At 69.9% G+C, this 24,857-nt stretch carries 16 protein-coding genes; 5 read left to right on the top strand and 11 right to left on the bottom strand.

What is annotated here, in order from left to right; genetic code table 11:
• Window positions 1-91: 91 nt before the first annotated feature.
• From ACZ4QV_RS18405 to ACZ4QV_RS18375, 7 genes are all read right to left on the bottom strand, one after another.
• Window positions 92-1,246 carry an RNA polymerase sigma factor gene (locus ACZ4QV_RS18405; RefSeq protein ID WP_467763182.1) on the bottom strand — a complete coding sequence of 385 codons (1,155 nt, stop codon included), beginning with the start codon at window positions 1,244-1,246 and terminating at the stop codon, window positions 92-94.
• A gap of 17 nt (window positions 1,247-1,263) precedes the next feature.
• Complete coding sequence (locus ACZ4QV_RS18400; RefSeq protein WP_361159979.1) at window positions 1,264-1,671, bottom strand: YciI family protein; 408 nt, start codon at window positions 1,669-1,671, stop codon at window positions 1,264-1,266.
• 148 nt (window positions 1,672-1,819) lie between these two features.
• Window positions 1,820-3,397 carry an MFS transporter gene (locus ACZ4QV_RS18395; RefSeq protein WP_361876344.1) on the bottom strand — a complete coding sequence of 526 codons (1,578 nt, stop codon included), beginning with the start codon at window positions 3,395-3,397 and terminating at the stop codon, window positions 1,820-1,822.
• Between the two features lie 117 nt (window positions 3,398-3,514).
• Window positions 3,515-3,901: a hypothetical protein gene (locus ACZ4QV_RS18390; protein ID WP_361633557.1), complete on the bottom strand. Its 387-nt coding sequence runs from the start codon at window positions 3,899-3,901 to the stop codon at window positions 3,515-3,517.
• A 50-nt stretch (window positions 3,902-3,951) separates the two neighbouring features.
• On the bottom strand, window positions 3,952-4,209 hold the full coding sequence (locus ACZ4QV_RS18385) for a DUF1266 domain-containing protein (protein WP_467763126.1): 258 nt from the start codon (window positions 4,207-4,209) through the stop codon (window positions 3,952-3,954).
• 706 nt (window positions 4,210-4,915) lie between these two features.
• Window positions 4,916-9,514 (bottom strand): putative T7SS-secreted protein, encoded by a 4,599-nt coding sequence (locus ACZ4QV_RS18380; RefSeq protein ID WP_467763125.1) that lies wholly within the window; start codon window positions 9,512-9,514, stop codon window positions 4,916-4,918.
• 485 nt (window positions 9,515-9,999) lie between these two features.
• Window positions 10,000-11,562, bottom strand: coding sequence for a vWA domain-containing protein (locus tag ACZ4QV_RS18375; RefSeq protein ID WP_467763124.1), 1,563 nt, complete (start codon window positions 11,560-11,562; stop codon window positions 10,000-10,002).
• A 605-nt stretch (window positions 11,563-12,167) separates the two neighbouring features.
• Between ACZ4QV_RS18375 and ACZ4QV_RS18370 the strand changes: the two genes are divergently transcribed.
• The 4 genes from ACZ4QV_RS18370 to ACZ4QV_RS18355 all read left to right on the top strand — a co-directional run bounded on the left by ACZ4QV_RS18370 (window position 12,168) and on the right by ACZ4QV_RS18355 (window position 16,104).
• Window positions 12,168-13,430: an alpha/beta hydrolase gene (locus ACZ4QV_RS18370; protein ID WP_361160000.1), complete on the top strand. Its 1,263-nt coding sequence runs from the start codon at window positions 12,168-12,170 to the stop codon at window positions 13,428-13,430.
• Window positions 13,431-13,573: 143 nt separating this feature from the next.
• Window positions 13,574-14,245: an ABC transporter permease gene (locus ACZ4QV_RS18365; protein WP_361581019.1), complete on the top strand. Its 672-nt coding sequence runs from the start codon at window positions 13,574-13,576 to the stop codon at window positions 14,243-14,245.
• 42 nt (window positions 14,246-14,287) lie between these two features.
• The gene (locus tag ACZ4QV_RS18360) at window positions 14,288-14,962 is read left to right on the top strand and encodes an ABC transporter permease (protein ID WP_361160005.1); all 675 of its coding nucleotides are present in this window, start codon (window positions 14,288-14,290) and stop codon (window positions 14,960-14,962) included.
• 224 nt (window positions 14,963-15,186) lie between these two features.
• The gene (locus ACZ4QV_RS18355; protein ID WP_361581022.1) at window positions 15,187-16,104 is read left to right on the top strand and encodes an ABC transporter substrate-binding protein; all 918 of its coding nucleotides are present in this window, start codon (window positions 15,187-15,189) and stop codon (window positions 16,102-16,104) included.
• Between the two features lie 70 nt (window positions 16,105-16,174).
• Here the strand turns inward: ACZ4QV_RS18355 and ACZ4QV_RS18350 are convergent, their stop codons facing one another.
• Together ACZ4QV_RS18350 and ligD are read right to left on the bottom strand one after the other, a co-directional pair.
• Window positions 16,175-17,332: an ABC transporter ATP-binding protein gene (locus ACZ4QV_RS18350; protein WP_361160009.1), complete on the bottom strand. Its 1,158-nt coding sequence runs from the start codon at window positions 17,330-17,332 to the stop codon at window positions 16,175-16,177.
• A 212-nt stretch (window positions 17,333-17,544) separates the two neighbouring features.
• Entirely contained in the window at window positions 17,545-18,480 is a 936-nt protein-coding gene (gene ligD, locus ACZ4QV_RS18345) for a non-homologous end-joining DNA ligase (protein WP_361581025.1), read from the bottom strand.
• A 282-nt stretch (window positions 18,481-18,762) separates the two neighbouring features.
• On the opposite strand from ligD, the gene ACZ4QV_RS18340 reads away from it, so the two are divergent.
• Window positions 18,763-19,704, top strand: coding sequence for an NADP-dependent oxidoreductase (locus ACZ4QV_RS18340; RefSeq protein WP_361581028.1), 942 nt, complete (start codon window positions 18,763-18,765; stop codon window positions 19,702-19,704).
• Between the two features lie 78 nt (window positions 19,705-19,782).
• Here the strand turns inward: ACZ4QV_RS18340 and ACZ4QV_RS18335 are convergent, their stop codons facing one another.
• Both ACZ4QV_RS18335 and ACZ4QV_RS18330 read right to left on the bottom strand, forming a co-directional pair.
• Window positions 19,783-20,811, bottom strand: coding sequence for a cation diffusion facilitator family transporter (locus ACZ4QV_RS18335; RefSeq protein ID WP_467763123.1), 1,029 nt, complete (start codon window positions 20,809-20,811; stop codon window positions 19,783-19,785).
• Window positions 20,812-21,336: 525 nt separating this feature from the next.
• Complete coding sequence (locus tag ACZ4QV_RS18330; RefSeq protein WP_467763122.1) at window positions 21,337-24,333, bottom strand: AfsR/SARP family transcriptional regulator; 2,997 nt, start codon at window positions 24,331-24,333, stop codon at window positions 21,337-21,339.
• Window positions 24,334-24,857: the final 524 nt, after the last annotated feature.

Genomic DNA, 24,857 nt, shown 5'->3' with positions numbered 1-24,857 from the left:
CTCCGCCATGGACCGTTCCGCGTGCGGACTGCGATGCCGGGGGCTGCTGACGCTGCTGATGTTGCTGGGACTACTGGGACTACTGGGACTGCTATGGCTGTCGGCGGTCCCGGCGGGCGTTGAGCCGGGCGGCCTGGCGCGTCAGGTGGTCGCGCTCGGCGAGGTTGGGCGCCTTTCGCGCGGCCTCCGCGTACAGCCGCGCCGCCGTCGCCGGGTCGCCGTCCCGCTCGTGGAGGTACGCCGCCACCGCGGCATGGCGGGGCAGCGAGGCGTCCAGCTTCGCGAGCGCTGCCATCCCGGCCCGCGGCCCGTCGGCCTCACCGACGGCCACCGCGCGGTTGAGCCGTACGACCGGGCTGTCGGTCAGGCGCGCCAGCTCGTCGTACCACTCGACGATCTGCATCCAGTCGGTCTCCGCCGCGGTGGGCGCGTCGGCGTGGAGGGCCGCGATGGCGGCCTGGGCCTGGAACTCGCCGAGCCGGTCGCGGGCGAGCGCCGCCTGCAAGATCCCGACGCCCTCCGCGATCGCCCCGGTGTCCCACCGGCCCCGGTCCTGCTCGGCGAGCGGCACCAGACTGCCGTCGGCCGCGGTACGGGCGGCACGGCGTGCGTGGTGGAGCAGCATCAGGGCGAGCAGGCCCGCCACCTCGGGGTGGTCGATCACGGCCGCGAGCTGCCGGGTGAGCCGGACGGCCTCGGCGGCGAGGTCCAGGTCGCCGGAGTACCCCTCGTTGAAGACCAGGTAGAGGACGCGCAGCACGGTGGCGACGTCGCCGGGCCGATCGAGACGTACGCCGGACACGGTCCGTTTCGCCCGGCTGATCCGCTGCGCCATCGTCGCCTCGGGCACCAGATAGGCGCGGGCGATCTGGCGGGTGGTGAGCCCGCCGACCGCCCGCAGCGTGAGCGCGACCGCGGACGACGGCGACAGCGACGGGTGGGCGCACAGGAAGTACAACTGGAGCGTGTCGTCCGCCGCGGGCGCGGGCCCGGGCGCCGGCTCCTGGTCGACGAGGTCCTCCCGGCGGCGGCGGGACGCGTCCGCCCGGGCCGCGTCGAGAAGCCGGCGCCAGGCCACCGTGACCAGCCAGCCCTTGGGATGGCGCGGCTGGTCGTCCGGCCAGCCGCGGACCGCCTCGACCAGAGCCTCCTGTACGGCGTCCTCGGCCGCCGCGAAGTCGGCCCCGCGGCGGACGAGGACCCCGATCACGCTCGGCGTGAGGCTCCGCAGCAGGGCCTCGTCCATCCGCGTCACCTGGGAGGTCACTCCGTGACGGTGGGCGGCGCGGCCAGGAACGGGCGCACCTCCAGCCACTCGTGAATCGGCTTCCCGCCCGCCCCGGGAGCGGCCGACAGTTCGCCGGCCAGCTCGACGGCGCGCTCGTAACGGTCGACGTCGATCACCATCCACCCGGCGATGAGGTCCTTGGTCTCGGCGAACGGCCCGTCGGTCACCGGCGGACGGCCCTCCCCGTCGTACCGGACCCACGCCCCCTCGGAGGCGAGTGCCTGACCGTCCACGAACTCGCCGGTCTTCTCCAGCCGGTCCGCGAAGTCCTGCATGTACTGCATGTGGGCGGAGATCTCTTCCGGCGTCCACTGGTCCATGGGCACGTCGTTCACCGGGGCCGGCGCGCCACGGTAGTGCTTCAGCAGCAGGTACTTGGCCATCGTGGGTCTCCTCGGAGTGGTGCGGCCCATTGTGGTCGCGTTCACTACGGGGACGGAGCCGATCGGGAGTTCTCGACATGGGTGGCCAACATTTTTTCGGGCCCGCGGTACGAGTCCCTCAGCGCGAACCCCGCAGTGCCCGAAGCCGTCACCCGGGCTTCGCCCCCGCCTCTGCCTCCGCCCTCGCCCCAGGCCCAGGCCCATCCCCAGCCCCATCCCCGTGCTTCGGCGCCCTCCCATTCACCAGTACGCCCGCGACGACCCCCGCCAGCAGCATGATCCCCGCGCCCCACCCGATGGCCACGGTGAACCCGTGCACGACACCGTCCTTGACGACCCCCTCCCGCATCGCGGGCGTCAGGCGCCCGCCCGCCTCCTTCGCAGCCGTGGCCAGATGAGTTCCGATGTACGTGGCACTCGTCGACGTGGCGATGGTGTTCAGCAGCGCCGTGCCGATCGAACCACCCACCTGCTGAGCCGTGTTGACGGTCGCGGAGGTCACCCCCGAGTCCTGCGGCGCGACGCCCGCCGTGGCCGTGGACATCACCGGCATGAAGATCAGGCCCATCCCGAGCCCGACCAGCAACTCCGACGGCAGCACATGCGAGACGTACGCGGGTTCGGCGGTCAACGTCGTCAGCCAGAACAGCCCCGCCGCCGCGAACACCGCGCCCGGCACCATCAGCACGCGGGGCGGCAGGTGGTGCAGCAGCCGTGCCGATATCTGTGTCGACCCCACAATGATCGCCGCCGTGATCGGCAGAAACGCCAGGCCCGTCTTCACCGGCGAATACCCCAGCACCACCTGGAGGTAGTACGTCATGAAAAGGAACATCCCGAACATGGCGATGACCGCCAACGCCATGGTCAGAAACGCCCCCGCACGATTCCGGTCCCGCACGATGTGCAACGGCAGCAACGGTGAACGCGCCCGCCCCTGCCACCACGCAAAAACGGCCAACAACAGGGCCCCACCCACCAGCAGCCCGATAACCATCGCATCCCCCCAACCCCGCGGCTGCGCCTCACTGCACCCGTAAACGATCGCGACCAGCCCACCACACCCCAACACCACGCCGGGAACGTCCAGCCGAGCTTCCCCATGCCCCCGCCGGTCGTGCAGAAAGACCCAGGCCCCCGCGATGGCCACCACCGCGATCGGCACATTCACGTAGAGACACCAGCGCCAGTCCAGATACTCCGTCAGCAACCCGCCGGCTATCAGCCCGATGGCCGACCCGCCACCCGCAATGGCGCCGTAAATCCCGAACGCCTTGCTCCGCTCTTTCCCGTCCGTGAAGGTCGTCGTCAACAACGACAACGCGGACGGTGCCAGCACAGCAGCGAACGCCCCCTGCAACGCCCGGGCCCCGAACAGCAACCCCTGCCCGGACGCCGCCCCACCCAGCGCGGAAGCGACCGCGAACCCCACCAGCCCGATGACGAACGACCGCTTCCGCCCCACCAGGTCAGCGATCCGCCCACCCAGCAACAACAGCCCACCAAACGCAAGCGTGTATGCCGTGATCACCCACTGCCGGTTCGCATCCGACATGTGCAACTCCCGCTGCGCGGACGGCAAGGCGATATTCACGATCGTCGCGTCCAGCACAACCATCAACTGAGCCACGGCAATGACGACGAGCCCCCACCACCGCCGCGGATCAGGCTCCCCTGCCGTATCCGTCCGTTCCCGCGTCCGGCTCTGACCCTGACCCTGGCTCATGAATACCCGCCTCCGCCGTGGACAACGGACAGCGGTCACCCATCGGGCGAGCACCGCAGCCCGAAACCAGCGTAGGCGCTGGCCCGCCCCCTCGCCTGTCGGCCGCCCGGGCTCCGGTTATGGCCCGGTCGGTACCTTGGTCTCGGTACGGATCCGGTCCGTCTTTTCCGCGAGTGCTTCCAGGTCCACCGAGAACGGATCGGCGTCGACCCGCTCCGCGTCGGTCTCCATCACATTCCCGGTCGTACTCGAATCCGCCCAGGTGCAGAACGGCGCGGTAAATTTTTGGCCCATCTGCCGCTTCACGAAGACACCGCAATACACCGGTTCCTCGGTGCCGTGCGGCCGCTCTTCGCGCTTCGGCACGACCAGTTCGCCGCCGCTGCTCTCCATTCCGTGAATCGTCTGCTTGACGGCCTCCATCGGGTCGCTGACGGAGCCGTACATCGAGAGCAGCACCAGTGACTTGGCGCCGGACTGGTATTGCCCGTCCACCGTGGTCATGCGGTGAGCGTACGAGCCGTTGCGCGGGACCTGGGCGCCCACCGTGTCACTCAAATTCTTAGTGAGGGTGTATTTCCCGTCCACGGGGGCCTTCGGCACCACCGTCTTGTAGTTGGGCCCACCCTCGCGGGATTCGTCATTAGGGTGCGGTAGATGCCCACCGTCTCGGTGAACCATCTCCCGAAGCGCTCCTCGTCGAAATGCAGGCAGCGCCCGAGGACGAAGCCCAGGCCGAGATCCGTCCAAGAGATGTGGGCGGCCCGGCTGAGGCGGGCCGGGTGCAGGAGGACACGCTCCCTCTCGGCCACACGTCGCCCGGGCGAGGAGTCACAACATAAGTTCAGTTTGGGCGGTGTCGTGCATCTGCGCCTCTCTTACTGAATCGGTTCGGATTGAAAGGCGGCTTGGAATGCTTCATCCGTCAGCTTCCCATGAATCCACAACCTGAGTGCTTGTCTTTGTCGACGGTCCATGGTGAAAGCATGCGTGCAGCACCGGTAGAACAAGGATGGGCGTTCGGTTACGTACCATCCGTCCCGTCGTGCTATCAGGTATGCTTCGGCAGGATTTCGCCTTTTGGGCAAGGCTTGCTGCAATTGCAACAAGTTTTCATCGAATTTGGAACTCGGCCGGATGTGGACTCCGTAAGCCTCGCCAACCTGTTCGCAGAACGAAGCTGATGCGTACGGGAGAGTGAACCTTACCCACCAGTCAACCGCGACTGGGCTGAGGAGGTTCGTAAAGAGCGTTTGGAGGCTCTGGTCGATGGCTCCTATCCGCTCGACCATTTCGGCAGTAGCTGTCGGTTCGTACCGGTGTAGCTGGGGGATTGCTTTCTTCAGTGTGCTCCTGAGGGTGAGTTCGTTCTGGTAGTCCTCAAGGTCCCATGGGTACCCTTGCCGACAATCCACTTCGAATGTATTCCACCTGTCAATCGCTTGGGTTGGTGAAATGTCGTGAGTCCATCCCAGTGAGTGGAAAGTCTGATTGAAGTGCGAGGCGAAAGGCGAAGATTTAGCGTTCACTTTCATTTTCCATGTACTCGCGAGGGTTGTCCGGTCGGAAGTATGTGTTGATTTTACCGTCTTGCATGATGATCAGTCGCCCTTCCTTGTCCATGCGGAGTATCGCGCCGTCTCCGCTGCGCACAATCTCTCGGGCGCCCTCGGGTAGCGGGTCACGAGAAAGGGCTTGCGAGTCCCTTTGGTATCTGACAAATCCGTCGTCGGTTGGACTTTGGTCTTGGTATTCGGGCATGTCCGGTCTGCCGTTGGGCTTCCCGTCGCCATACACGTGCTTATCGTACTTCTCGTCGATCTTCGCCATGTTCCATTCGCATGGGGAGAGGCCGAGTGGGTCGACGAATATGTGCGGATTTGATACGTAGGTAGCCGGATTATCTGCGGGCCTCAGGCCGAGTGGATCGCGCGATATAAAGCGAGCTGTGTGCGGGTCGTAATGACGTTGAAGATTGTAATGAAGGTGTGTCTCCAAGTCGAAATACTGCCCAGGGAACCGAAGCGGCGTATACGCCGTGGCGCCCGCGTTCCAGGTGGTGGTGCCCCAGAGGGTAGGGCGCGACTGCCACGCCACCTCGCCCGTCTCGGAGACCAGCTCCGTAGGCGTGCCCACCAGGTCCGTGACGATGGCGAAAAAGCGTTCGTCCACGACCCGTTGGGGAGCGGCGGACAGGTCGCCTGTGGTGAGTTTGCGTTCCGTTTGGGTCAGGGGAGTCAGGCCCTCGTGGTCCCAGGTGAGGGTCAGGGACTGGGGGGAGGTGGGGGTTGTGGTGGATTGTTCGGTGAGGGTGGGGCCGTCCCAGGTGAAGCGGGTGGATTCGAGGGGCGTGGAGCCGTCCGGGGACAGGCGGTGTTTGGCGGTGCGGCGGCCCAGTGGGTCGTAGGTGTAGTGCCAGAGGGCGCCGTCGGGGGTGGTGACGGTGGTGAGGCGGTCTTCCGCGTTCCAGGTGTAGTGCCAGGTGTCGGGTTTACGGGAGAGGCGGGTTTTCTGGCGGAGGGTGACGCGGCCGAGGGCGTCGTGTTCGTAGCGGATCGAGCCGGCTCGGTTGATGCGGGTGCCGGTGTAGGAGCGAGGCCCTTGTGCGGCGGCGCCGGGGTGTTCGGCGGGCCAGGTGGCGTGGGTCTGGTTGCCGGACTCGTCGTAGGCGTAGGTCTCCGACCAGTCGGCGGCGTTGACGGCCGTGACGCGGCCCGCGCGGTCGAGGTCGAAGGTGCGGTGGCCGCGGGCGGAGTCGTCGAGTCCGGTGAGGTTGCCGTCCGGGCGGTAGGTGTAGGTGCGGGAGAGGAGAGGGGGGAGGGGAGCTTGGGGTGAGGTAGGGGAGGAGGAAGGGGAAGAGGAAGAGGTGAGGGACTGGGAGGTGAGGCGGCCTGTGGGATCCCAGGACTGGATGAGGGTGAGGGCGTCGGAGAGGTGGCGGGTGGTTTCGCGGCCGGCGGCGTCGTGGTCGAAGGCGAGCGGGTGGCCGGAGGCCGACATGTGGGTGCGGTTGCCGACGGCGTCGTAGGCGTAGGTGGTGGTGGCGCCGGTGGGCGTCGTACGGGAGGTACGGCGGCCGAGGGCGTCGTAGGTGAAGGAGAGGGTGCGGCCGTCGACGGTTTCGGTGGTGACGCGGCCGAGGGCGTCGCGGGTGTAGGTGATGGACGCGTCGGGATTGGCGGTGCGCAGGAGGCGGCCGGCGATGTCGTACTCGTAGGTGGTGACGAGGCCCGCGGCGTTCTTCTCGGCGAGGTGGTCGAGGAGGGTGTGGGTGTAGGTGGTGACCTGGCCCAGCGCGTCGGTACGACTGGTGAGCCGGCCCGCCGCGTCGTGCGTGTAGGCGAGGACGCGGTCGTCGAAGTCGGTCTCGGAGGACAGGCGGCCGGCGCTGTCGTAGGCGTAGCTCCAGGTCAGGCCTTTGGGGTTGGTGACCTGGGTCAGGCGTAGTTCGGTGTCGTGGGTGAAGGTGTGACGGGTGCCGTCCGGGTCGGTGCGGGCCGCGAGCAGGTCGAAGTGGGTGTATGCGAAGCGGGTGACCTGGCCGATGGCGTCGGTGTGGGAGGTGCGGTTGCCCTCGCCGTCGTACGTCCAGTGTTCGGCGGCGCCGGTGGGGTCGATGCGGGTGGCGAGCTGCCCCTCGACGGTCCAGATGAGGTGGGTGGTCTCGCCGAGCGGGTCCGTGACGGAGGTGATGCGGCCGAAGGCGTCGCGCCGGTAATGGGTGCGGGCGCCGAGGGGGTCAGTGGTGGAGAGCGGCAGGCCCGCTTCGTTGCAGTAGAGGCGGGTGGTGTTGCCGAGGGCGTCGGTGACGGAGGAGAGGTGACCTCGGGCGTCGTACGCGTAGTGCGTGGTCGCGCCTGCGGGGTCCGTGGAGGAGGTGCGGTTGCCGCCGAGGTCGTAGGTGTGGGACCAGGTGGTTCCGTCCGGCCCCGTGGTGGTGAGCGGCTGGCCGAGGCCGTTGTACGTGGAGGTGGTGCGGCTGCCGTCGGGGAGGGTGACCTCCGTGGGGCGGCCGTCGTCGTACGTGAAGCGGGTCGTGCGGCCCAGCGGGTCGGTCACGGACAGCACGCGGTGCAGGGCGTCGCGGACCGTACGGGTCGTGGCACCGGTGGGGTCGGTGGAGGCGACGATCTGATGGTGGTCGTTCACCAGGTGCCGGGTCACCTGGTCGTGGGAGTTGTGGTGGAGGTTGGTGCGCAGACCCGTGTCGGGGTCGGTGTCGCCCCAGGTGAAGTGCGCCCGCAGGTGGCCTTCGGTGCCGCTCTGCCAGATGCAGCGGTGCCGGTCGTCGTAGGCGTAGCTGTACGAGCTGTTGTTGGTGTCCGTCCACGATGTGATGCGGTCGGCGGTGTCGTAGGTGAAGCGCAGCGGCCGGCCGGAGGAGTTGGTGACGGTGGTGAGGTTGCCGGTTTCGTCGTAGCCGTAGCGGCGGATGAGCTGATCGCCGCCGCCGGGGGCCGCTCCTGCCAGGTGGAGGGCGGTGATGCGGCCCGCCTCGGTCGTGAACACCAGGCGGTAGCCGGCGCTGTGGGTGATGGCGGTCGGTGTACCGGTCTCGTCGTAGTCGAAGGTGTGACGGTTGCCGCGGCGGTCGGAGATCTCGTCGAGGACGGCGGTGTCGTCGGTGTACGTGGTGAAGTACCAGCGGGTCCCGCCGACCGGATCGGTGAGGAAGTAGTCGCCGTCCGGGGTGCGCTCCAGCGGGTGGCCTTCGCCCTCGACGGGGAGGGAGGGGACGCCGACGGCCGGATGCGGGTAGGCGAGCAGGTTGCCTTCCTCACCGATGAGGACGACGCCCTCGGCGTCGATCTCCAGACGCTGGTCGACGGTGCTCATCCAGGTGGGGCCGAACCAGCGGCCGGTCCGGTAGGACGACTCGAAGGTGCGGCTGAAGGCGAGCGGGAGGCTGCCGGGCAGGGTGATGTCGGTCTGCGGCAGGATCATGCGGCCGGTGGCCATGTCGATCGGGTCGCTGCCGAAGACCTTGCACCAGGAGCGGCGGGCGCGGTCGCGAAGGGCGGTCTTGCCGCCTTCCTTGACCGCGGCGCGCGCGGAGTCCTTGGCGGCCCCCTTCGCGCCGGCTTTGGCGGCGCCCTTGACCAGGCCACCGGCCCCTTTGCCGCCCACGAGGTTGCCGATCAGAGCCCCTGTCGCGTCCCCCGGGTCGCTGCCCCACCCCGTACCCAGCAGGGCCTTGGGCAGCCGCTCGGGGTGGGCCGCCGTGGTGGTGAGTCCCATCAGCGTGGTGGAGAGGTTGGACATGTACTGGAAGGGGTGGGTGAGGTTGTAGATGTCCAGCGGGTTGACCGTACGGACCAGTTCCACCGTTTCCGCCCCGGTCCTGAGGACACCCCCTGCCAGGTGCATGAGCTGGATGCCGCCGGACACCGCCCCGTCCGACACGTCGGAGAGGAACTGCTGGCCGAACTTCGGCTCCCGGGGCGCGTGGGCCAGCGCTTGGCTGATGGCGTGCTGAGCGCGCTCGGCAGCCTCGTCCCGCTGGTGGCGGGCGTTCTTGAGCAGTTCCTGGGCGGCCTTGCGCCCTTCCGCGCCGGGGTCGGAGAAGGCGCCCGGCTTCTGGGGCTTCTGCCCCGGGTCGGCGTTCTTCTCCAAGGCGGCGTTGTACGCGTCCGCCTTGGCGTTGTACGAGTCGACCTCGGCCTGGTGGGCGTCCATGGCCTTCTTGGTGGCGTCCTGCGCGGCCTGGTACTTGTGGATGGCCGTCTCGGCCTTGCTCTGGGCCCAGGAGACCGTCTCCCCGTACGCGTGCAGGGCCTTGCCTGCTGCTTCGCAGGCGTCCGCCGCCTGCATCCACTGCTTCGGGTGGGCGTCGAACTCCTCGTGGAAGCTGTCCGCCGCCTTGCCCTCCCAGCCGCCGGAGTCCAGCTTGCGCAGGCCTTGGCCGACCCGTTCGAAGGCGGCGTAGAAGTCCTTCAGGTGCGCAGCGGATTCGTTGATCGCGGAGGCGTCGCCGTGGACCAGGTCCTTGGGGTCGTCGGTCTCGCCCAGGTTCCGCTCGTCGACGTGGGCGCCGAGGTTGTCGGCAACGTCCTCGCCCGCGGAGCGGACCTTGTCGGCCACTCCTTCCGCGCCGACCGAGTCCAGGGCGCATGCCAACGGGTGCCCGGTGTGCTTCCCCTGGCGAGGGCGAAGCGGCTGAGCGCGTCCTCGTCCGTGAATGCGTAGAGCCAGCGTATTCCGCCCCATTCAGCGGACATGAGCCCGTCGTCGGTTACGGGCACCAAGACGCTCGTGCGGCGGAATTCCCCGATCAGTGCCGGTGGGTCGCCGTCGTGCGCGTACATGTCGGCGATTTCTTCGGTCAATGACATAGCGATCCCCCTACCCCCGTGTGGTCAACGCCGTAACACTCTTACACATGGCACTGACGGTGGAGCTGGGAGTTGTGGGAACCGGCTGGGCCGCGGTCGCCGTGAAGGGTTCAACCAAGGGGTGGTGGCGGAAATGCCGTCGGGGGGGGGGGGGGGGGGGGGGGGGGCGGGGCGGCCCGGGGGGGGGGGGGGGGGGGGGGGGGGGGGGGGGGGGGGGGGGGGGCCGGCCCGCGCCCGACGGGTGGTGCGGGGGAGTGCAGGGGTGGTGCGTCAGGCGGGGAGGATGCCGGCGGAGCGGGCTTCCTGGAGCCAGGCGGGGAACTCGACCATGAGCTGCTGGTAGAGGTCGGCGTCGGCGAGGGCGCGCGGGTCGCGGCCGGCGTGGAAGAAGCCCGCGTTGTCGACCACGCGCTTCTCCGGTACGGCCAGGTCGTCCAGCTTGCGGAGGAAGTCGAAGCCCTTGGCGTCCGGGTCGCCGAAGCCGACGAACTGCCAGAAGATGGGGAGCTTCGCGGCCTCGCAGAGCGCCTTCTCGGCGGCCGGCTTGGACGTGGGGGCGCCGTCCGTCTGGAAGATGACGAAGGCGGGGTCGCTGGCACCGGACTTCTCGTAGTGCTCGATCACGGCGTTGATCGCCCAGTGGTAGTTCGTACGGCCCATGTGGCCGAGGCCCGCGTGCAACTCTTCGATGCGGCCCGCGTAGTTGGTCAGGTCGAGGTCGGCGGTTCCGTCGACATCGGTGGAGAAGAAGACCACCGGGACGGTGCCGTCGTCGTCGAGGTTGGCGGACAGGCCGAGGGCCTGCTCGGCCAGGTGCTGGACGGTGCCGTCCTTGTAGTAGTTGCGCATCGAACCCGAGCGGTCGAGGACGAGGTAGACCGCGGCGCGCTGGGTGGCCAGACCCTGCTTCTCCAGGGAGACCCGGGCCGCCTTGTAGAGACTGACGAGGGCGGGGGCCTGGGCTTCGACCTTGGTCAGGGAGGTGGGGGCGGAGGGGGAGGTGGGGGTGGGTTCTGTCTCGGTTACGGGTTCGGGTTCGGGTTCGACGGTCGGCTCGGGGGCCGTGTCGGTTACGGGTTCGGGCTCGACGGTCGGCTCGGGGGCCGTCTTGGCTACGGGCGCGGGTTCGGGCGTGGCCTCGGGTTCGGGCGTGGTCTCGGGCTCGGTCTTGGCTACGGGCTGGGGTTCCGCCGCGGCTTCGGGCTCTGCCTTCGCTTCGGGCTCCGGCTCGGCCAGGGCCCCCGGCTCGGTGTCAGGTTCCGGCTTGGCCGCGGCCACCGGTTTGGTCTCAGGCGCAGCCTCGGCCACGGTCTCCGGTTTGGCCGCGGCCTCCGGCTTGGTGTCAGGCGCCGTCTTGGCCACGGCTTCCGGCTTTGCCTCGACGACGGCCTCGACCACGGCCTCCGGCTCCGCCTTCGCCGCCTCCGGTCCGTGCTTCGCCTCGCCTTCGGCCTTGGCCTCGGTCTCCGCCTTCGCCTCCGCCTTCGCCTCGGTCTCCGCCTTGGCTGCCGTCTCCGCCTCCGCCCCCCGCGTCGGCTTCGGTGCGTCGAATGCCTGGGAGACGAGGTCGGAGGCCGAGTCCTCGGCGGGGGACGTGGTGTCCGTGCGGGTGGTCTGGGCGGGGAGGGCGGCGGCCGGGGGGTCGGCGGGGGCGGTGCGGGCCGTGGGGACGGCGGGGTCGCGGGGCGTGGCGGGTTCCGGGGTGGCCTCTTCGCGGGCCTCCGGGATCGTCGCCGTTTCCGGCGCCTTGGTGCCGCTCGCCGCGGTGTTCGATTCCTCGCGGGCCGCCTTGGAGCGACCGAAAGCGTTGCGCAGCAGACTCCGAATGCCCATCGGCGAACCTCTCTAGCGTGTGTGGGGTGCGGCGAATGTCCGAGAAGCGCGGACATGTCCCTGACCAGGCCGGACACGTAAGGGTAGCCGCCTGGGCCGGTCCCATCGTGGGAGCCCGCGCGTCTCGCGGCACGCCCCGTTTGGGTGTTTTGTGTAGCGGGGTGGTGTGGAGGTGTGGAGGTGTGGGGGGTGTGCGGGTGGGACGTGTGTGGGGAGAGCGTATGTGTGGCGGGCGGATGTGCGAAGGGGCGGGAGCGAGGGGGCGGAGGGGAGCGGAAGGGGACGGAAGGGCGCGGAGGACGCGGAGGGGAACGGTAGGGAGGAGGCGTGACGACTGGGCGAGGCGGATGTTTGTGCGGTGAGGGGTGGTGAGGGAGGGGTGGAGGTTGCGGAAAGACCGCGTGCGGGGCCGGTGACGTAGGCGTCTGCGCACGTCACATGGGGGTGTCGTGGGAGGGACGGACAGTTCGGCGCCCGGCGGCGGAGGCGGCGGGACCGTGGTGGGCGCGGCCCGTGTGGTGACCCATCGACCGGACGCCCGTTGACCCTGGCGGCGGTCCGGAGGACCGGGCAACCCTCGTACGGGTGACGGGAGATGTGGGCGCATGGGGCTGACCAGTCAGTCGCTCGAAATCGCGGTGATCACGCTGGCCGTGGCCTGTGTGGCCCTGACGGTGTGGCTGTGGCCGCGGCTGTCCCTGCGCGGTGTGCTCCCCGTACTGGGCAGGATCGGGTCCATTCTCGTCACCCAGGTGGCGGTCCTGTGCTCGCTCGCGCTGGCCGTGAACTCCAGCTTCGAGTTCTACAGCAGTTGGGACGAGCTGCTGGGCACCGCCGACGAGGGGCCGGTGGCGGTGAGCGGGGGCGGCGGCCCGCGGTACGCCGATGCCCGCAGCCTCCGGGGCGGACTGGTCCAGCCGGCCGGGCCGCAGGGTCTGGACCGGGTGACCGGGCTGCCGGAGGGCCCGCCCCACGAGGTCGGCAAGGTGGAGTCCGTACGGCTCGTCGGGCGCCGTACCCGCGTCGTCAACCCGGCCTTCGTCTACCTGCCGCCGCAGTACTTCCAGCACCAGTACCGCCGCCAGCGCTTCCCCGTCTCCGTCGTCATCAGCGGCTACCCGGGCGGCATCATGAACCTCGCGCAGCATCTCCGCATCCCGCAGACCGCGGGCAGGCTGATCGAGGAGGGCCGGATGCAGCCGACCGTGCTGGTGATGGTCCGGCCGACGATCGCGCCGCCGCGGGACACCGAGTGTGTGGACGTGCCGGGCGGGCCGCAGGCCGAGACGTTCTTCACCCAGGATCTGCCGGAGGCCGTCAAGGCGGCCTACCGGGTCGGACACGACCCCAGCGCGTGGGGCGCGTTCGGCTATTCCTCCGGCGGTACGTGTTCGATGCTGCTGGCCCTGCGCAGCCCCGGCACCTACACCTCGGCGGTCTCGCTCTCCGGTGACTACGCCGTCAAGGACGACCTGACGACCGGGAGCCTGTTCGGTAGCGGTGCGGCCGCCGCGCGCCGGGAGCGCGAGCACGACCTGCTGTGGCGGCTGGCGCACCGGCCCGTACCGCGGGTCTCGGTACTGGTGGCCAGCAGCCGCCTGGGTGAGCCGAACTACCGGGACACCCTGCGGTTCGTCGAGGCGGCGAAGCCCCCGATGACCGTCGACTCGATCATCCTGCCGCGGGGCAGCCATCAGTTCGCGACATGGCGGCGGGAGGTGGCGCCGGCCCTGGAGTGGCAGGGGCGTCAGCTCACGTTCCCGCAGGACGTGGAGGCCGCGCACGCGCCGCCGAAGCGGCCGGGGGCGGGGGCGACGCCGTCGCCATCCCGGCCGTCCCGGTCTCCGTCTCCGTCTCCGACGCCGTAGGGACAAGGCAGGGAAAGGTGCGGACAAGGAGGGTGCGGAAAAGGAAGGAGCGGACAAGGTAGGGGTCAGCGCAGGTGCGGGCGCCCTCACCCGTCCGGCTCACCCGGCAGGACACCCGCCCCGCACCGCGGTGGACTGCTGTCGTGACCGCCCCTCCGGACGACTGCCTGGCCCGCAACGACTGGATCTGCGGCGATTACCTCGCCACCCGCCGCCACATCCTCCTCGACGCGACGCTCCAGCACCTCCACCTGACCGTGGTGTCCGTGCTGCTCGGCCTGGTGATCGCGCTGCCGCTGGCGTTGATCGCGCGCCGGTGGCGCTGGGCGGTGGGGCCGGTGCTGGGCGTCACCACCGTGCTCTACACCATCCCGTCGCTGGCGATGTTCTCGCTGCTGCTGCCGCTGTACGGGCTGTCGTCCACCCTGGTGATCGTGGGTCTGGCGCTGTACTCCCTGACCCTGCTCGTACGGAACATCCTGGCGGGCCTGGCCGGCGTACCGGAGGAGGCGAAGGAGGCGGCCCGCGGCATGGGGTACGGGCCGCTGCGGCAACTGCTCGCCGTCGAACTGCCGCTGGCGGTGCCCGCCGCGATGGCGGGGCTGCGCATCGCGACCGTCTCCGCCGTCGCACTGACGACGATCGGGGCGATCGTCGGCCACGGCGGGCTGGGCAACCTGATCTACGCGGGGATGAACTCGTTCTTCAAGGCGCAGGTGCTGACGGCGTCCGTCCTGTGCGTCGTCATCGCCGTCGCGTTCGACCTGCTGCTGCTCGGCCTGGAACGGCTGCTGACGCCGTGGCGGCGCGCATGAACACGATGTGGCGGCGCGCATGAGCTCGATGTGGCGGTACGTATGAGCACGCTCGGAGACGTCTGGACCTGGCTCGCCACGGGCGCGAACTGGGCGGGTGAGAACGGTGTCTGGCACCGCCTCACGGAACATCTGCTGCTGACCGTCGGCTGCCTGCTCGCCGCCTGCCTGATCGCGCTGCCCGTCGCCGTCACCCTCGGGCACCTCGGCCGCGGCGGCGCGCTGGCCGTCAACCTCGCCAACGTCGGGCGCGCCGTGCCCACCTTCGCGGTGCTGGTGCTGCTCCTGCTGACCCCGCTCGGCCGGCACGGGGACTGGCCGACGTTCATCGCGCTGGTGCTGTTCGCGCTGCCACCGCTGCTGACCAACGCGTACGTCGGGATGCGGGAGGTGGACCGGGACGTGGTGGAGGCGGCGCGCGGGATGGGGATGTCCGGCGGGCAGTTGGTGCGGCGGGTTGAGGTGCCGCTGGCGCTGCCGCTGGTGCTGACCGGGGTGCGGATCGCGGCGGTGCAACTGGTGGCCACGGCGACGCTGGCCGCGCTGGTCGGCGGTGGCGGGCTCGGGCGGATCATCACGGCGGGGTTCAACCTGGCGAGTACGCCGCAGGTGGTGGCGGGGGCGGTGATCGTGGCGGTGTTCGCGCTGGTGATGGAGGTGCTGTTCGAGGTGGTGCAGCGGCTGGGGCCGGCCTGGGCACGGGGGAGGGCGCGGTGAGCGGACGACGCGGAACCGCGGCCGGAGGAGCCGCGATCAGGCGACGAGGCACAGCGACCAGAGGAGCCGCGGCCGGGCTACGAGGTTCCGCGGCCTGGCTACGAGGTTCCGCCGTCGGTCTACGCGGCTCCGCCGCCGGTCTACCAGGCTCCGCGACCGGGCCACGAGACCCCGCGGCCGGTCGTCTCCGTACGCCCGGCAGCGCCCGCCGCTTCGTCGTCGCCGTGGCGCTGGTGGCGTCGGCCCTCTCCGGGTGCGCCACCGGCCCGCCCCTGGAGAACCGCGGGCAGGTCACCGCCGCGCCCGGCGACAGCCACCGTCTTTCGATCGGCTCGGCCGGCTTCACCGAGAGTGAGCTGCTGGCCCAGATGTACGCGGTGCTGCTCGACAAGGCCGGGTACGAGACCGAGATCCTCACCGTCGGCAACCGGGAGCTGTACGAGCCGTCTCTGGAAAGCGGCCAGATCGACGTCGTACCCGAGTACGCGGCGACCTTCGCCGACTGGCTGAACGCCAAGACCAAGGGGGCCGACGCCGACCCGGTCGCCTCACCGGACCTCGGCACGACGATGAAGGCGCTGCGCGACCTCGCCACGCCCCGCGGCCTGACCGTGCTGCCGCCGGGCCGGGCCGTCGACCAGAACGCGTTCGCCGTGGCCGCCTCGTACGCGAAGCAGCACCGCCTGAAAACCCTCAGCGACCTGGGGCGCGCCAAGCTGCCGGTGCGGCTGGCGGCGGGCGACGAGTGCGTGCGGCGGCCGTTCTGCGCGCCCGGTCTGAAGCGTACGTACGGGATCGACATCACGGCCGTCGACCCGAAGGGGGTGGGCACCACGCCCGCCAAGCAGGCCGTGCAGAACGGACAGGACCAGATGGTGCTGACGACCAGTACGGACGCGACGGTCGAGCAGTTCGGGCTGGTCTTCCTGGCGGACGACAAGAAGCTGCAGAACGCGGACTACGTCGTTCCGGTGGTCAACCGGGCCCGCGCGGGCAGCGCCCGGGTCGCCGCTGCCCTCGGCAAGCTCAACTCCGCACTGACGACGGAGGACCTGGCCGACCTCAACCAGCGGGTGGACAGTTGGCGGCGGCTCCCGGAGGACGTGGCACGGGACTACCTGCGGAAGAAGGGATTGCTGTAGGGACGGTGGCCGGTCCCCTCAGCGGGATTGCTGTAGGGCCGGTGACCGGACCCTCAGTCGCGGCGCCCGCTCACTCCGTGGGTACGGAATCCACCTCCGCCTCCTCCCGCGGCACCCCCTGCTCGTCGGACCCGATCGTGCGCCGCAGCGCCTCGTGCAGCCTGGCCGGGGTCAGGACGCCCAGGAAGCGGGTGCCGTCCACGACGGCGATCCAGCCCGCGTCGTACTTGAGCATCTCGCTGAAGGCGTCTTTGAGCGAGCCGCTCACCGGGACCCAGGCCTCCATCCGGCGCGCGTGCGCCGAAACGTTCCCCCGCGCTTCGGTCACCTCCTCCGTCCCCACCCACCCGTGCAGCCCGCCCTCCTCGTCCAGGACGACGGCCCAGCGCGCGCCCTCCGCGCGCAGCCGCTCCGCCGCCCGGCCGGCCGGTTCGCCGAGCCGGGCGAAGGGCGGGTGTTCCAGGTCGCCGGGGTCGATGCCGGTGACCGCGAGCTGCTTCAGTGCCCGGTCGCTGCCGACGAACTCGGCGACGTACGGGGAGGCCGGCGCGCCCAGCACGCTCGCCGGAGTGTCGTACTGCTCGATCCGGCCCTGCCCGTAGACCGCGATCCGGTCGCCCAGCCGGATGGCCTCCTCGATGTCGTGCGTGACCAGCAGCACCGTCTTGTGCAGGGTGGCCTGGAGCCGCAGGAACTCCCGCTGGAGCCGGTCGCGGACGACCGGGTCGACCGCGCCGAACGGTTCGTCCATCAGCAGGACGGGCGGGTCGGCGGCCAGCGCGCGGGCCACGCCGACGCGCTGCCGCTCGCCGCCGGAGAGCTGGTCCGGGTAGCGCGGCCCGTGCAGGCCGGGGTCCAGGCCCACCAGGTCCAGGAGTTCGGCGGCGCGGGCGCGGGCTTTCTTGCGCGGCCAGCCGAGCAGGTGCGGCACGGTGGCCGTGTTGTCGAGGACGGTGCGGTGGGGGAAGAGGCCGGTCTGCTGGATGACGTAGCCGATGCGGCGGCGCAGGCGTACGGGATCGGCCGTCGCGATGTCCTCGTCCTCGACGAGGATGCGGCCGCCGGTCGGGTCGATGAGCCGGTTGACCATCTTCATCGTCGTGGTCTTGCCGCAGCCGGACGGTCCGACCAGCGTCACCAGCTCGCCCTCGGCGACCTCGAAGGACAGGTCGTCCACGGCGGTGGTGCCGTCCGGATAGCGCTTGGTGACGGACTCGAACCGGATCATTGGTCCATTGAAGCCCGCGGTCCGGAGGCGGTCGCCTTATGCGGGCAAACGGGCGGGGCCGTGCGGAAGCGTGCGCGGTGGCCCTGTGAACGGGCGGGACTGTGCGGAAGTGTGCGTGCTGGCCCTGCGAACGGGCGGAACCGCGCGCGAGGGGCAGTCACGCCCGCCGCCCGCCCCGCAGGCGGGCCGCGCGAGCGCAGTCGCCCCCCGCCCTACTCCTCCAACGCCTCCAGCCGCTCCCGCGCCGCCCGGACCGACCGGCCGCGCCAGGACAGTCCGGCCCACGGGTCGTCCTCGGCGAGACGGTCGGGGAGGGTGGCGACCGTCCACCGCTGGGCCGTCAGGCCGGGGTCGTCCAGCTCGTCGCGGGAGATCGGTGTCGCCACCGGCGCGCCCGGCTTCGCCCGTACGGAATAGGGCGCGACCGCGGTCTGCGCGTACGCGTTGCGCTGCACGTCCAGGTAGATGCGGCCCTTGCGGTCGGCCTTGCGCTGCTCGGTGGTGAGCCGGTCCGGGTACTGGCGGGCGAGCCGTTCGGCGGCCAGGTGCGCGAAGTCGCGCACCGCGTCGAAGGCGGAGCCGCCGTCCAGCGGCGCGATGACGTGCAGGCCGCGCGAGCCGGTGGTCATCAGGCGGGCGGGCAGCTTCAGTTCGTCCCACAGTTCGCAGACCCGGTGGGCGGCCCACCGTACGTCCTCGAAGTCCGCGCCCTCGGCCGGGTCGAGATCGAAAATGATCAGGTCGGGGTGGTCGGGGCGGTGCTCACGGGAGAGCCAGCGGTGGACGGTGACGGTGGCCTGGTCCGCGAGGTAGACGAGGGTCGCCGGGTCGTCGCACACGACGTGGGTGACGGTGCCACCCTCCTTGGGCTGCTCGGAACGCCGTACCCAGTCGGGGAAGTGGTCGGGGGCGTTCTTCTGCATCAGGGGCTTGCCGCCGATGCCGTCGGGGTGCCGCTCCATCATCAGCGGCCGGTCGCGCAGCTGCGGGACCGCGCGCCGGGCGACCGCCTTGTAGTGGTCGGCCAGGTCGGCCTTGGTGATCCCGTCGTCCGGGAAGAGCACCTTGCCGGGCCGGCTGATCCTGACCGTGCGCCGCCCCGCCTTGATGGTGTGTGCGTCGTCCGCGCCGCCGCTGCTGCCGCTCATACCGAGGACGGGTAACCGGCCGGGCCGCGGGGCAAACGCGGCGCGGCGCGGAGCCGGGCGGCACCGGTTCGGAAGGGGGCCGTACGAGTTGCTTCCGGGGCACCGCCCCTCGTCCTGCCGGATACGCCCGGTTCGCGTGCTTACGATCCTGTGGGCTGTCGTCACCTGGCGTCGTTTCACCCGAAGGCGGGCCGCGACGGGCGCCATGTTGACGGCGGCCCTTGCCCTGCCACCGGTCGGGAGGGTGGATCGAGGATCGTTCGGGCGGAAGGGAACGCGACGATGAAGGCCGTAGCAGTCACCGCATTCGGCGAACAGCCCCAGCTCATGGAACTGTCGGAGCCCGATCCCGGACCGGGCGAGGTCCTGGTGCGGATGTCCGCCGCCGGGGTCAACCCCCTTGACTGGAAGATCGCCGACGGTCTTCTCAAGGACGCGGCACCGCACACCTTCCCGCTCGTCCTGGGGTCGGACGGCGCGGGCGAGGTGGTCGCCGTGGGCCCCGGAGTGCGCCGCTTCACGGTGGGCGACTCGGTGTTCGGCCAGTTCCAGCGGCCGGAGCGGGGCGGCGGCTCGTACGGCGAGTTCGCGGCGGCCGAGGAGAAGGCCTTGGCCGGCGCGGCCCGCAACGTCACGTACGCGACCTCGGCGGCCGTCCCCACCGCCGGGACGTCGGCCTACAACCTGGTGGAGGAGACCCGGATCAGCGAGGGCAAACGGGTCCTGATCGTCGGTGGGACCGGCGGTGTCGGCACCTTCGCCACCCAGCTCGCGGCCGGCCGGGGCGCCGAGGTGATCGTCACCGCGCGGCCGGGCCTGACGGACCTGGTGGCCGGCCTGGGCGCCGCCGAGACGGTGGACCACACGCTGGGCCCGGTGGCCGACCAGGTGCTGGCCGCCCACCCGGACGGTGTGGACGTGCTGCTCGACCTGGTCAGCGGTCCGGCCGCGTTCGGCGAGATGACCCGGACCGTACGGGACGGCGGTACGGCCGTCTCCACGGTCGGGTCCGCCGACGCGGACGTGCTGACCGACCACAACCTGCGCGGCTTCAACTTCCAGAACCGGCCGTCGCCGCAGCTCCTGGAGATCCTCGCCGGTCAGCTCGACGCGGGCCGGCTGACCGTGATCCTCGGCGACGAGATCACGCTGGGGGAGGCCCCGGAGGCGCTGGAGACCAGCCGGGCGGGGCATACGCAGGGCAAGACGGTCATCACCTTCTGACGGTCGTCACCTTTCGACAGTCAGCACCTTCTGACAGTCATCGCCTTCTGATGGACGGCACTTTCTGACGGACTCGCCTCAATGGTCGTGCGGGCCCGGCCGGTGCACCGGCCCGTGCGTGCCCTCGCAGTGCGGGGGCGCCAGCGCCGCGTCGTCCGGCCCCGCCGCTATGTACAGCACCTCGCCGGGCCGGGGCAGCTCGCCCACGTGGTCGACCTGGAGGGTGGCATGGGTGATGCCGTACTTCAGGCTCAGCAGCTCGTGCAGGCCGCGCCGTACGGCGTGGCAATCGCCGCCGTCCGCGACCAGGATGTGCGCGGACAGGGCCGGTTCGCCGGACGTGATCTCCCAGATGTGCAGGTCGTGGACCTCCACGACCTGGTCCACCTCGACCAGGTGGTCCCCCAGCGCGTCCGGGTCCACACCGCTCGGCGCGGCCTCCATGAAGATCCGCCCGGACTCGCGGACCAGGCCGGTGCCCGCCCGCAGCATCAGGACGACCACGACGAGCGAGGCGATGGCGTCGGCCCGCGCGAAGCCGGTGGTCAGGACGACCGCGCCGGCGACGGCGGTGGCGATGAACCCGAACAGGTCGGTGAGGATGTGCTGGTAGGCGCCCTCGACGTTCAGGCTGCTGCGGTTGGCCCGGGAGATGCACCAGGCGGCCGCGATGTTGACGACGACCCCGGCCAGCGCGGTGACCAGGACCAGGCCGCCGGTCACCTCGGGCGGTGACACCAGGCGGGTGATCGCCTCGTATCCGAGCCAGAGGGACAGCACGAGCAGAGTGATGCCGTTGGCCTGCGCGGACAGGATCTCGGCGCGCTTGAGTCCATACGTGTAACCACCGCGCGCGGGCCGCGCGGCCAGCCGCATCGCGACCAGGGCGAGCACGATCGAGGCGGCGTCGGTGAGCATGTGGGCCGCGTCGGAGATCAGCGCCAGGGAGCGCGCCAGGAACCCGATCACCACCTCCACGGCCATGAACGCGGTGATCAGCACCAGCGCGGCCCGCAGCCAGCGGCGATCGGCGTCGGGGGAGAGGGTGTGCGAGTGCGCATGTGAATGCGCATGTCCGTGGCTGTGGCTGTGGGCGTGCTCGGTCATGGGGCGCGCTCCTCCCTGGGGCGTCCGACAGGACGTGCGCCACGAAGCAAACCGCACTTCTCCGCTAGATCCAAAGGCTGCACCGGTGACCGTTGTCATTACCGTCGGATGGCGCATCGGTGCAGGTCAGGGGGGTGCGGGGCGGAGGCTGCCGAGGGGGCCGACGCAGGTCTTGCGTCGGCCCCCTCGGCGCGACTGACGACGGACGTGAGCGTCTACGTCGGTATACATATCCTCGCGATCGCGCGCATGGTGGGTGTCGCGGTGGCGGACACCATGCTGTGGGCGGCTTTTTGATCTTCCACAGCCGCGGGCGAGGCGGTCGCTACGGTCAGCGCCAGAAGGGCTGCGGCGCCGGCCAGTGCTAAGGCGACGAGACGCCTAGTTACGCAATTGTGCACTTTGCATGGTCCTCGGTCGAAAGCTTGACTGATCTTGAGGGCGCATTGGACCATGCGTGTCGCCAGGAAGACAACACTTGCTCATCAGTAACTTACTTCCGACGCACGTTGGTTGACAATACTGTCAACTCTTGGCGTCTTTTGTATCAAGGCGTCGAGCCACCCGAGACGCCTCCGTCTTGTCCAGACCATCGAACAATTCGAACGCCTGTCGCCACAGCTCCTGGGCCGCTTCGCGGCTCCCCTCCCGGAGCCGTACCTCCGCCAGGGCATCCGTCGCCCGCGCCTCTTCCTCCGGGAAGTGAATTCGGTGGGCGAGCGAAATCGCCGCGCAAAGGTGTTCCGCCGCGACGGCGAGGTGGCCGAGTGCCGCCTCCGCGCTTCCCAGGCACCGCAGAGCGCGCGCCTCTTCCTGGGCGGCGCCGATGCTCCGGGCGAGCGTCAGGGCCTGCTGATGGTGGGTGGCCGCCTCGGTGAACTGTCCTAGGCCGAAGTGGGCCGTGCCCAGGCCGATCAGAGCATTTCCCTCGTTCTTTCGGTCACCGAGCCGCCGGAAGGTGAACAGGCACTCCCTAAACATGTCCATGCCAGAAGCGACGTCGTGCCGGTCGGCCGAGGCGGAGAGCAGTCCGGCGAGATTGGCCTGCATCGTCGCCACGTCGGAGAGGCTTCCGACGTCCATGGTGAGGGCGAGGGAGGTTTCGTACGTCCGGCGTGCCAGCTCCACATCGCCCACTTGCAGGTGCAGATCACCGAGGTTGTTGATGCATTTGGCGGAATTCCGCCGGTCGCCGGCCTGCTGGAACGTGTCGATCGCCCGGGTGAAATACTCCAGAGCTTCCTGGTGCTTTCCCAGATGTAATAGGGAAATGGCATAGTTGTTTTCGCAGCGGGCCTGGCCCCAGGTATTGCCCGAGCGGACATGTACGGCGATGGCTTCCCGGTGCGCGGCGAGTGCCTCGTGATTCCGGCCGTGATTCCAGTGCAGGATGCCCAGTTTGCGCAGCGCGTCGGCTTCCGCGTCCGGGGCATGTGTGGCGCGTGCCAGTTCGAGCGCGTGGCGGGCGGCCGCCATGGCCTCGGGGTAGTGCCCGGTGTTCGTGCGGGTGGCGCTCAGGTCGAGCAGGGCCAGGCAGAGTGCGCGCTGGTCACCCGCCTGTTTCCAGTGATCGACGGCGTGCCGCTGCATCCGGTCGGTGTCCACCCAATGGCATTCGGCGTCCAGGAACTCCGCCAGCGCGTGGCTGAGCAGTGCGGCCTGGCGGGGAATGCCGTGGGTGCGCGCATGGCGCTCCACAGTGAGGAGGTTGGAGCGTTCCGTGACGAGCCATTCCTTCGCCGCCTCGGCGTCGCGCCAGGGCAGACGGGTGCCGACGGTGCCGACGGAGCCGGTGGTGCTGTCGGCGCGCTGACGGGCCATCCGGGGCCGCTGCGGATAGACGAGAGCGTCAGCGGTCTCGGTGGCGGACAAGTAATAGTCGATCAGGCGATGCACGGCCTGGTCGCGGGTTTCCTCGTCGTCCTCGGAATGCGCCAGTGCCCGTGCGTACTCCCCGAGCAGGTCGTGGAACCGGTACCGGTCGGGGCGGGGCTCCTGGAGCAAATGGCAGTACAGCAGGCTTTCGAGAAGCCGTTCCGTTTGCTGCGGGGGCAGGCCCAGCAGAGCGGACGCCGCGTGCGGGCCGAACTCGGCGCCCAGATGGAGGGCGAGGCGGCGGAACGCGGACTGCTGAGCGGGAGTCAGCGTCAGGTAGGACATCTCGAAGGCGCGGGCCACCTCCGAGTATCCGTCGTGCAGTTCCGCGAGCCGGCCGGGGCCCCGGGTGAGTCGTTCGCGGAGGTCGGCCAGGGACCAGGCGGGGCGGGCGTTGAACCGGTTGGCGGCGATCTCGATGGCGAGCGGCAGATGTCCGCAGAGGCTCACGATCCGGGATATGCCGGTGGTGTCCTGGGTGCGTTCCTGACCGGAGAACGTACGGAAGAGGGCCACGGCGTCCTGCGGGGGGAGTACATCGAGAGCGAGGGAGTGGGCACCGGGTAATCCCGCCAAATGGCGGCGGCTGGTGATGATGATGAGCGAGGGTGACAGGCCGGGAAGAAGCGGGCGTACCTGGTCGGTGTCGGCGGCGTCGTCGAGGATGATGACGGCTCTTTTGTGCGAAAGCATCGTCCGCCACAGGTCCGTGCGTTCTTCGAGCGCGGCAGGAATGGCGGTCGCCGGAACTCCCAGGAGGCGGAGCAGGGTTGCCAGCGCGGTGGCGGCGCTCATCGGTTCCTGGACGCGGGCATGGGTGCGCAGGTCGATGTAGAGCTGCCCGTCGGGGAAGTGGCGGCCCAGCGCACTGGCGGCGTTCACGGCCAGGGCCGTCTTGCCCACGCCGGCCATACCGGAAATCGCTTCCAGGGCCACGATGGAGGCGTAACCGTCCCCTTCCGTCCGGCTCGCGGCGGCGATGACGGCGTGGAACCGCCGCATTTCCGGCCGGCGGCCGACGAGAGCGACCTGACGTGGCAGGTTGTGCGGGGCGTAATCCGTACGGAATGTGTCAGGGGCATGTTGCGGGCCGTCGAAAAGGACCTCGCGGGCCGGCACGCGCCGCAGAATTCTCTGGTGGATGCGCGCGAGTTCTTCGCTGGGGTCGGAGCCCAGTTCCGTACGGAGTTTCCGGCGGGCTTCCTGGTAGATCCGTAAGGCGTCCGCGTGCCGGCCGCAGCCGTAACAGGCCAGCATGTAGTAGCCGAGGAGGGTTTCGTCGTCGGGGAACTGGTCGACCAGGGAGCAGAGCACACCGACCACCTCGCTGAAGCGCCCCAGACGCAACTGCATGGCGATACGCGAGGTCGTGGCGCTGAGGCGCTGTTCGGCCAGACTCGTCCGCGTCCGCTCGGCCCACGATCCCGGCAGGCCCGCGAGGGGATCGCCGCGCCACAGGTCGTCCGCCTGGTGAAGCAGCGCGACCGCCCGGTCGTCACCCCCGTCGTCCGACAGGCGCCGGGCCCTGGAGACGAGAGCCCGGAAACGGTGCCAGTCAATGCGTTCGGGCAGAATTTCGAGGGTATAAGTGTGCGCATGATGGGTGATCGCCGCAGCCTCGGGAAGACCGGTTCCGGCGGCGGCCACGCGTATGGATTTGCGAATGCGTGACACATACGTGTGAACCGACTCACGGGCTTTGCCCGGCGGTGCGCCGTCCCAAAGGCGGTCGATCAATGCGTCCAGGGCGACGGGCCGGCCCACGGACAAGGCCAGCGACGCGAGAACGCCACGCTCTTTGTCGGAGCCGAGGCCGACCCGGTGCGTGTCCGAGCCGAGGCAAATGGGGCCGAGGACGAAAATCTCCATCAGCGCCTCCCCTCATCGGCGCCCCATACCGGTTCGGTGAGCATGGCACTCAATGGTTGAAGTGGCCAGTAGGCACCGGGGGTGGCCGGTTCGGGTCCGTGGCCGGGCTTCGCGGCATCCGCCGTCCTTCCGGAGGTCTCCCGTCACTGTTCCGTGGGTAGAGCTGAAGTGATCCATGACGTACCGGACGGGGGTGGGGGATGCGCCGGGATGTGAACGCCATTGGCGGTTCGGCCAGGATTCACGGTACGAGTATCCAGACGGGAGATGTCAGCGGCGGCATACACGTGCACGGGGACCCC

The sequence above is a fragment of the Streptomyces sp. NPDC026394 genome (genome assembly GCF_055567735.1).
This window is presented reverse-complemented; position numbering and strand designations above follow the sequence as displayed.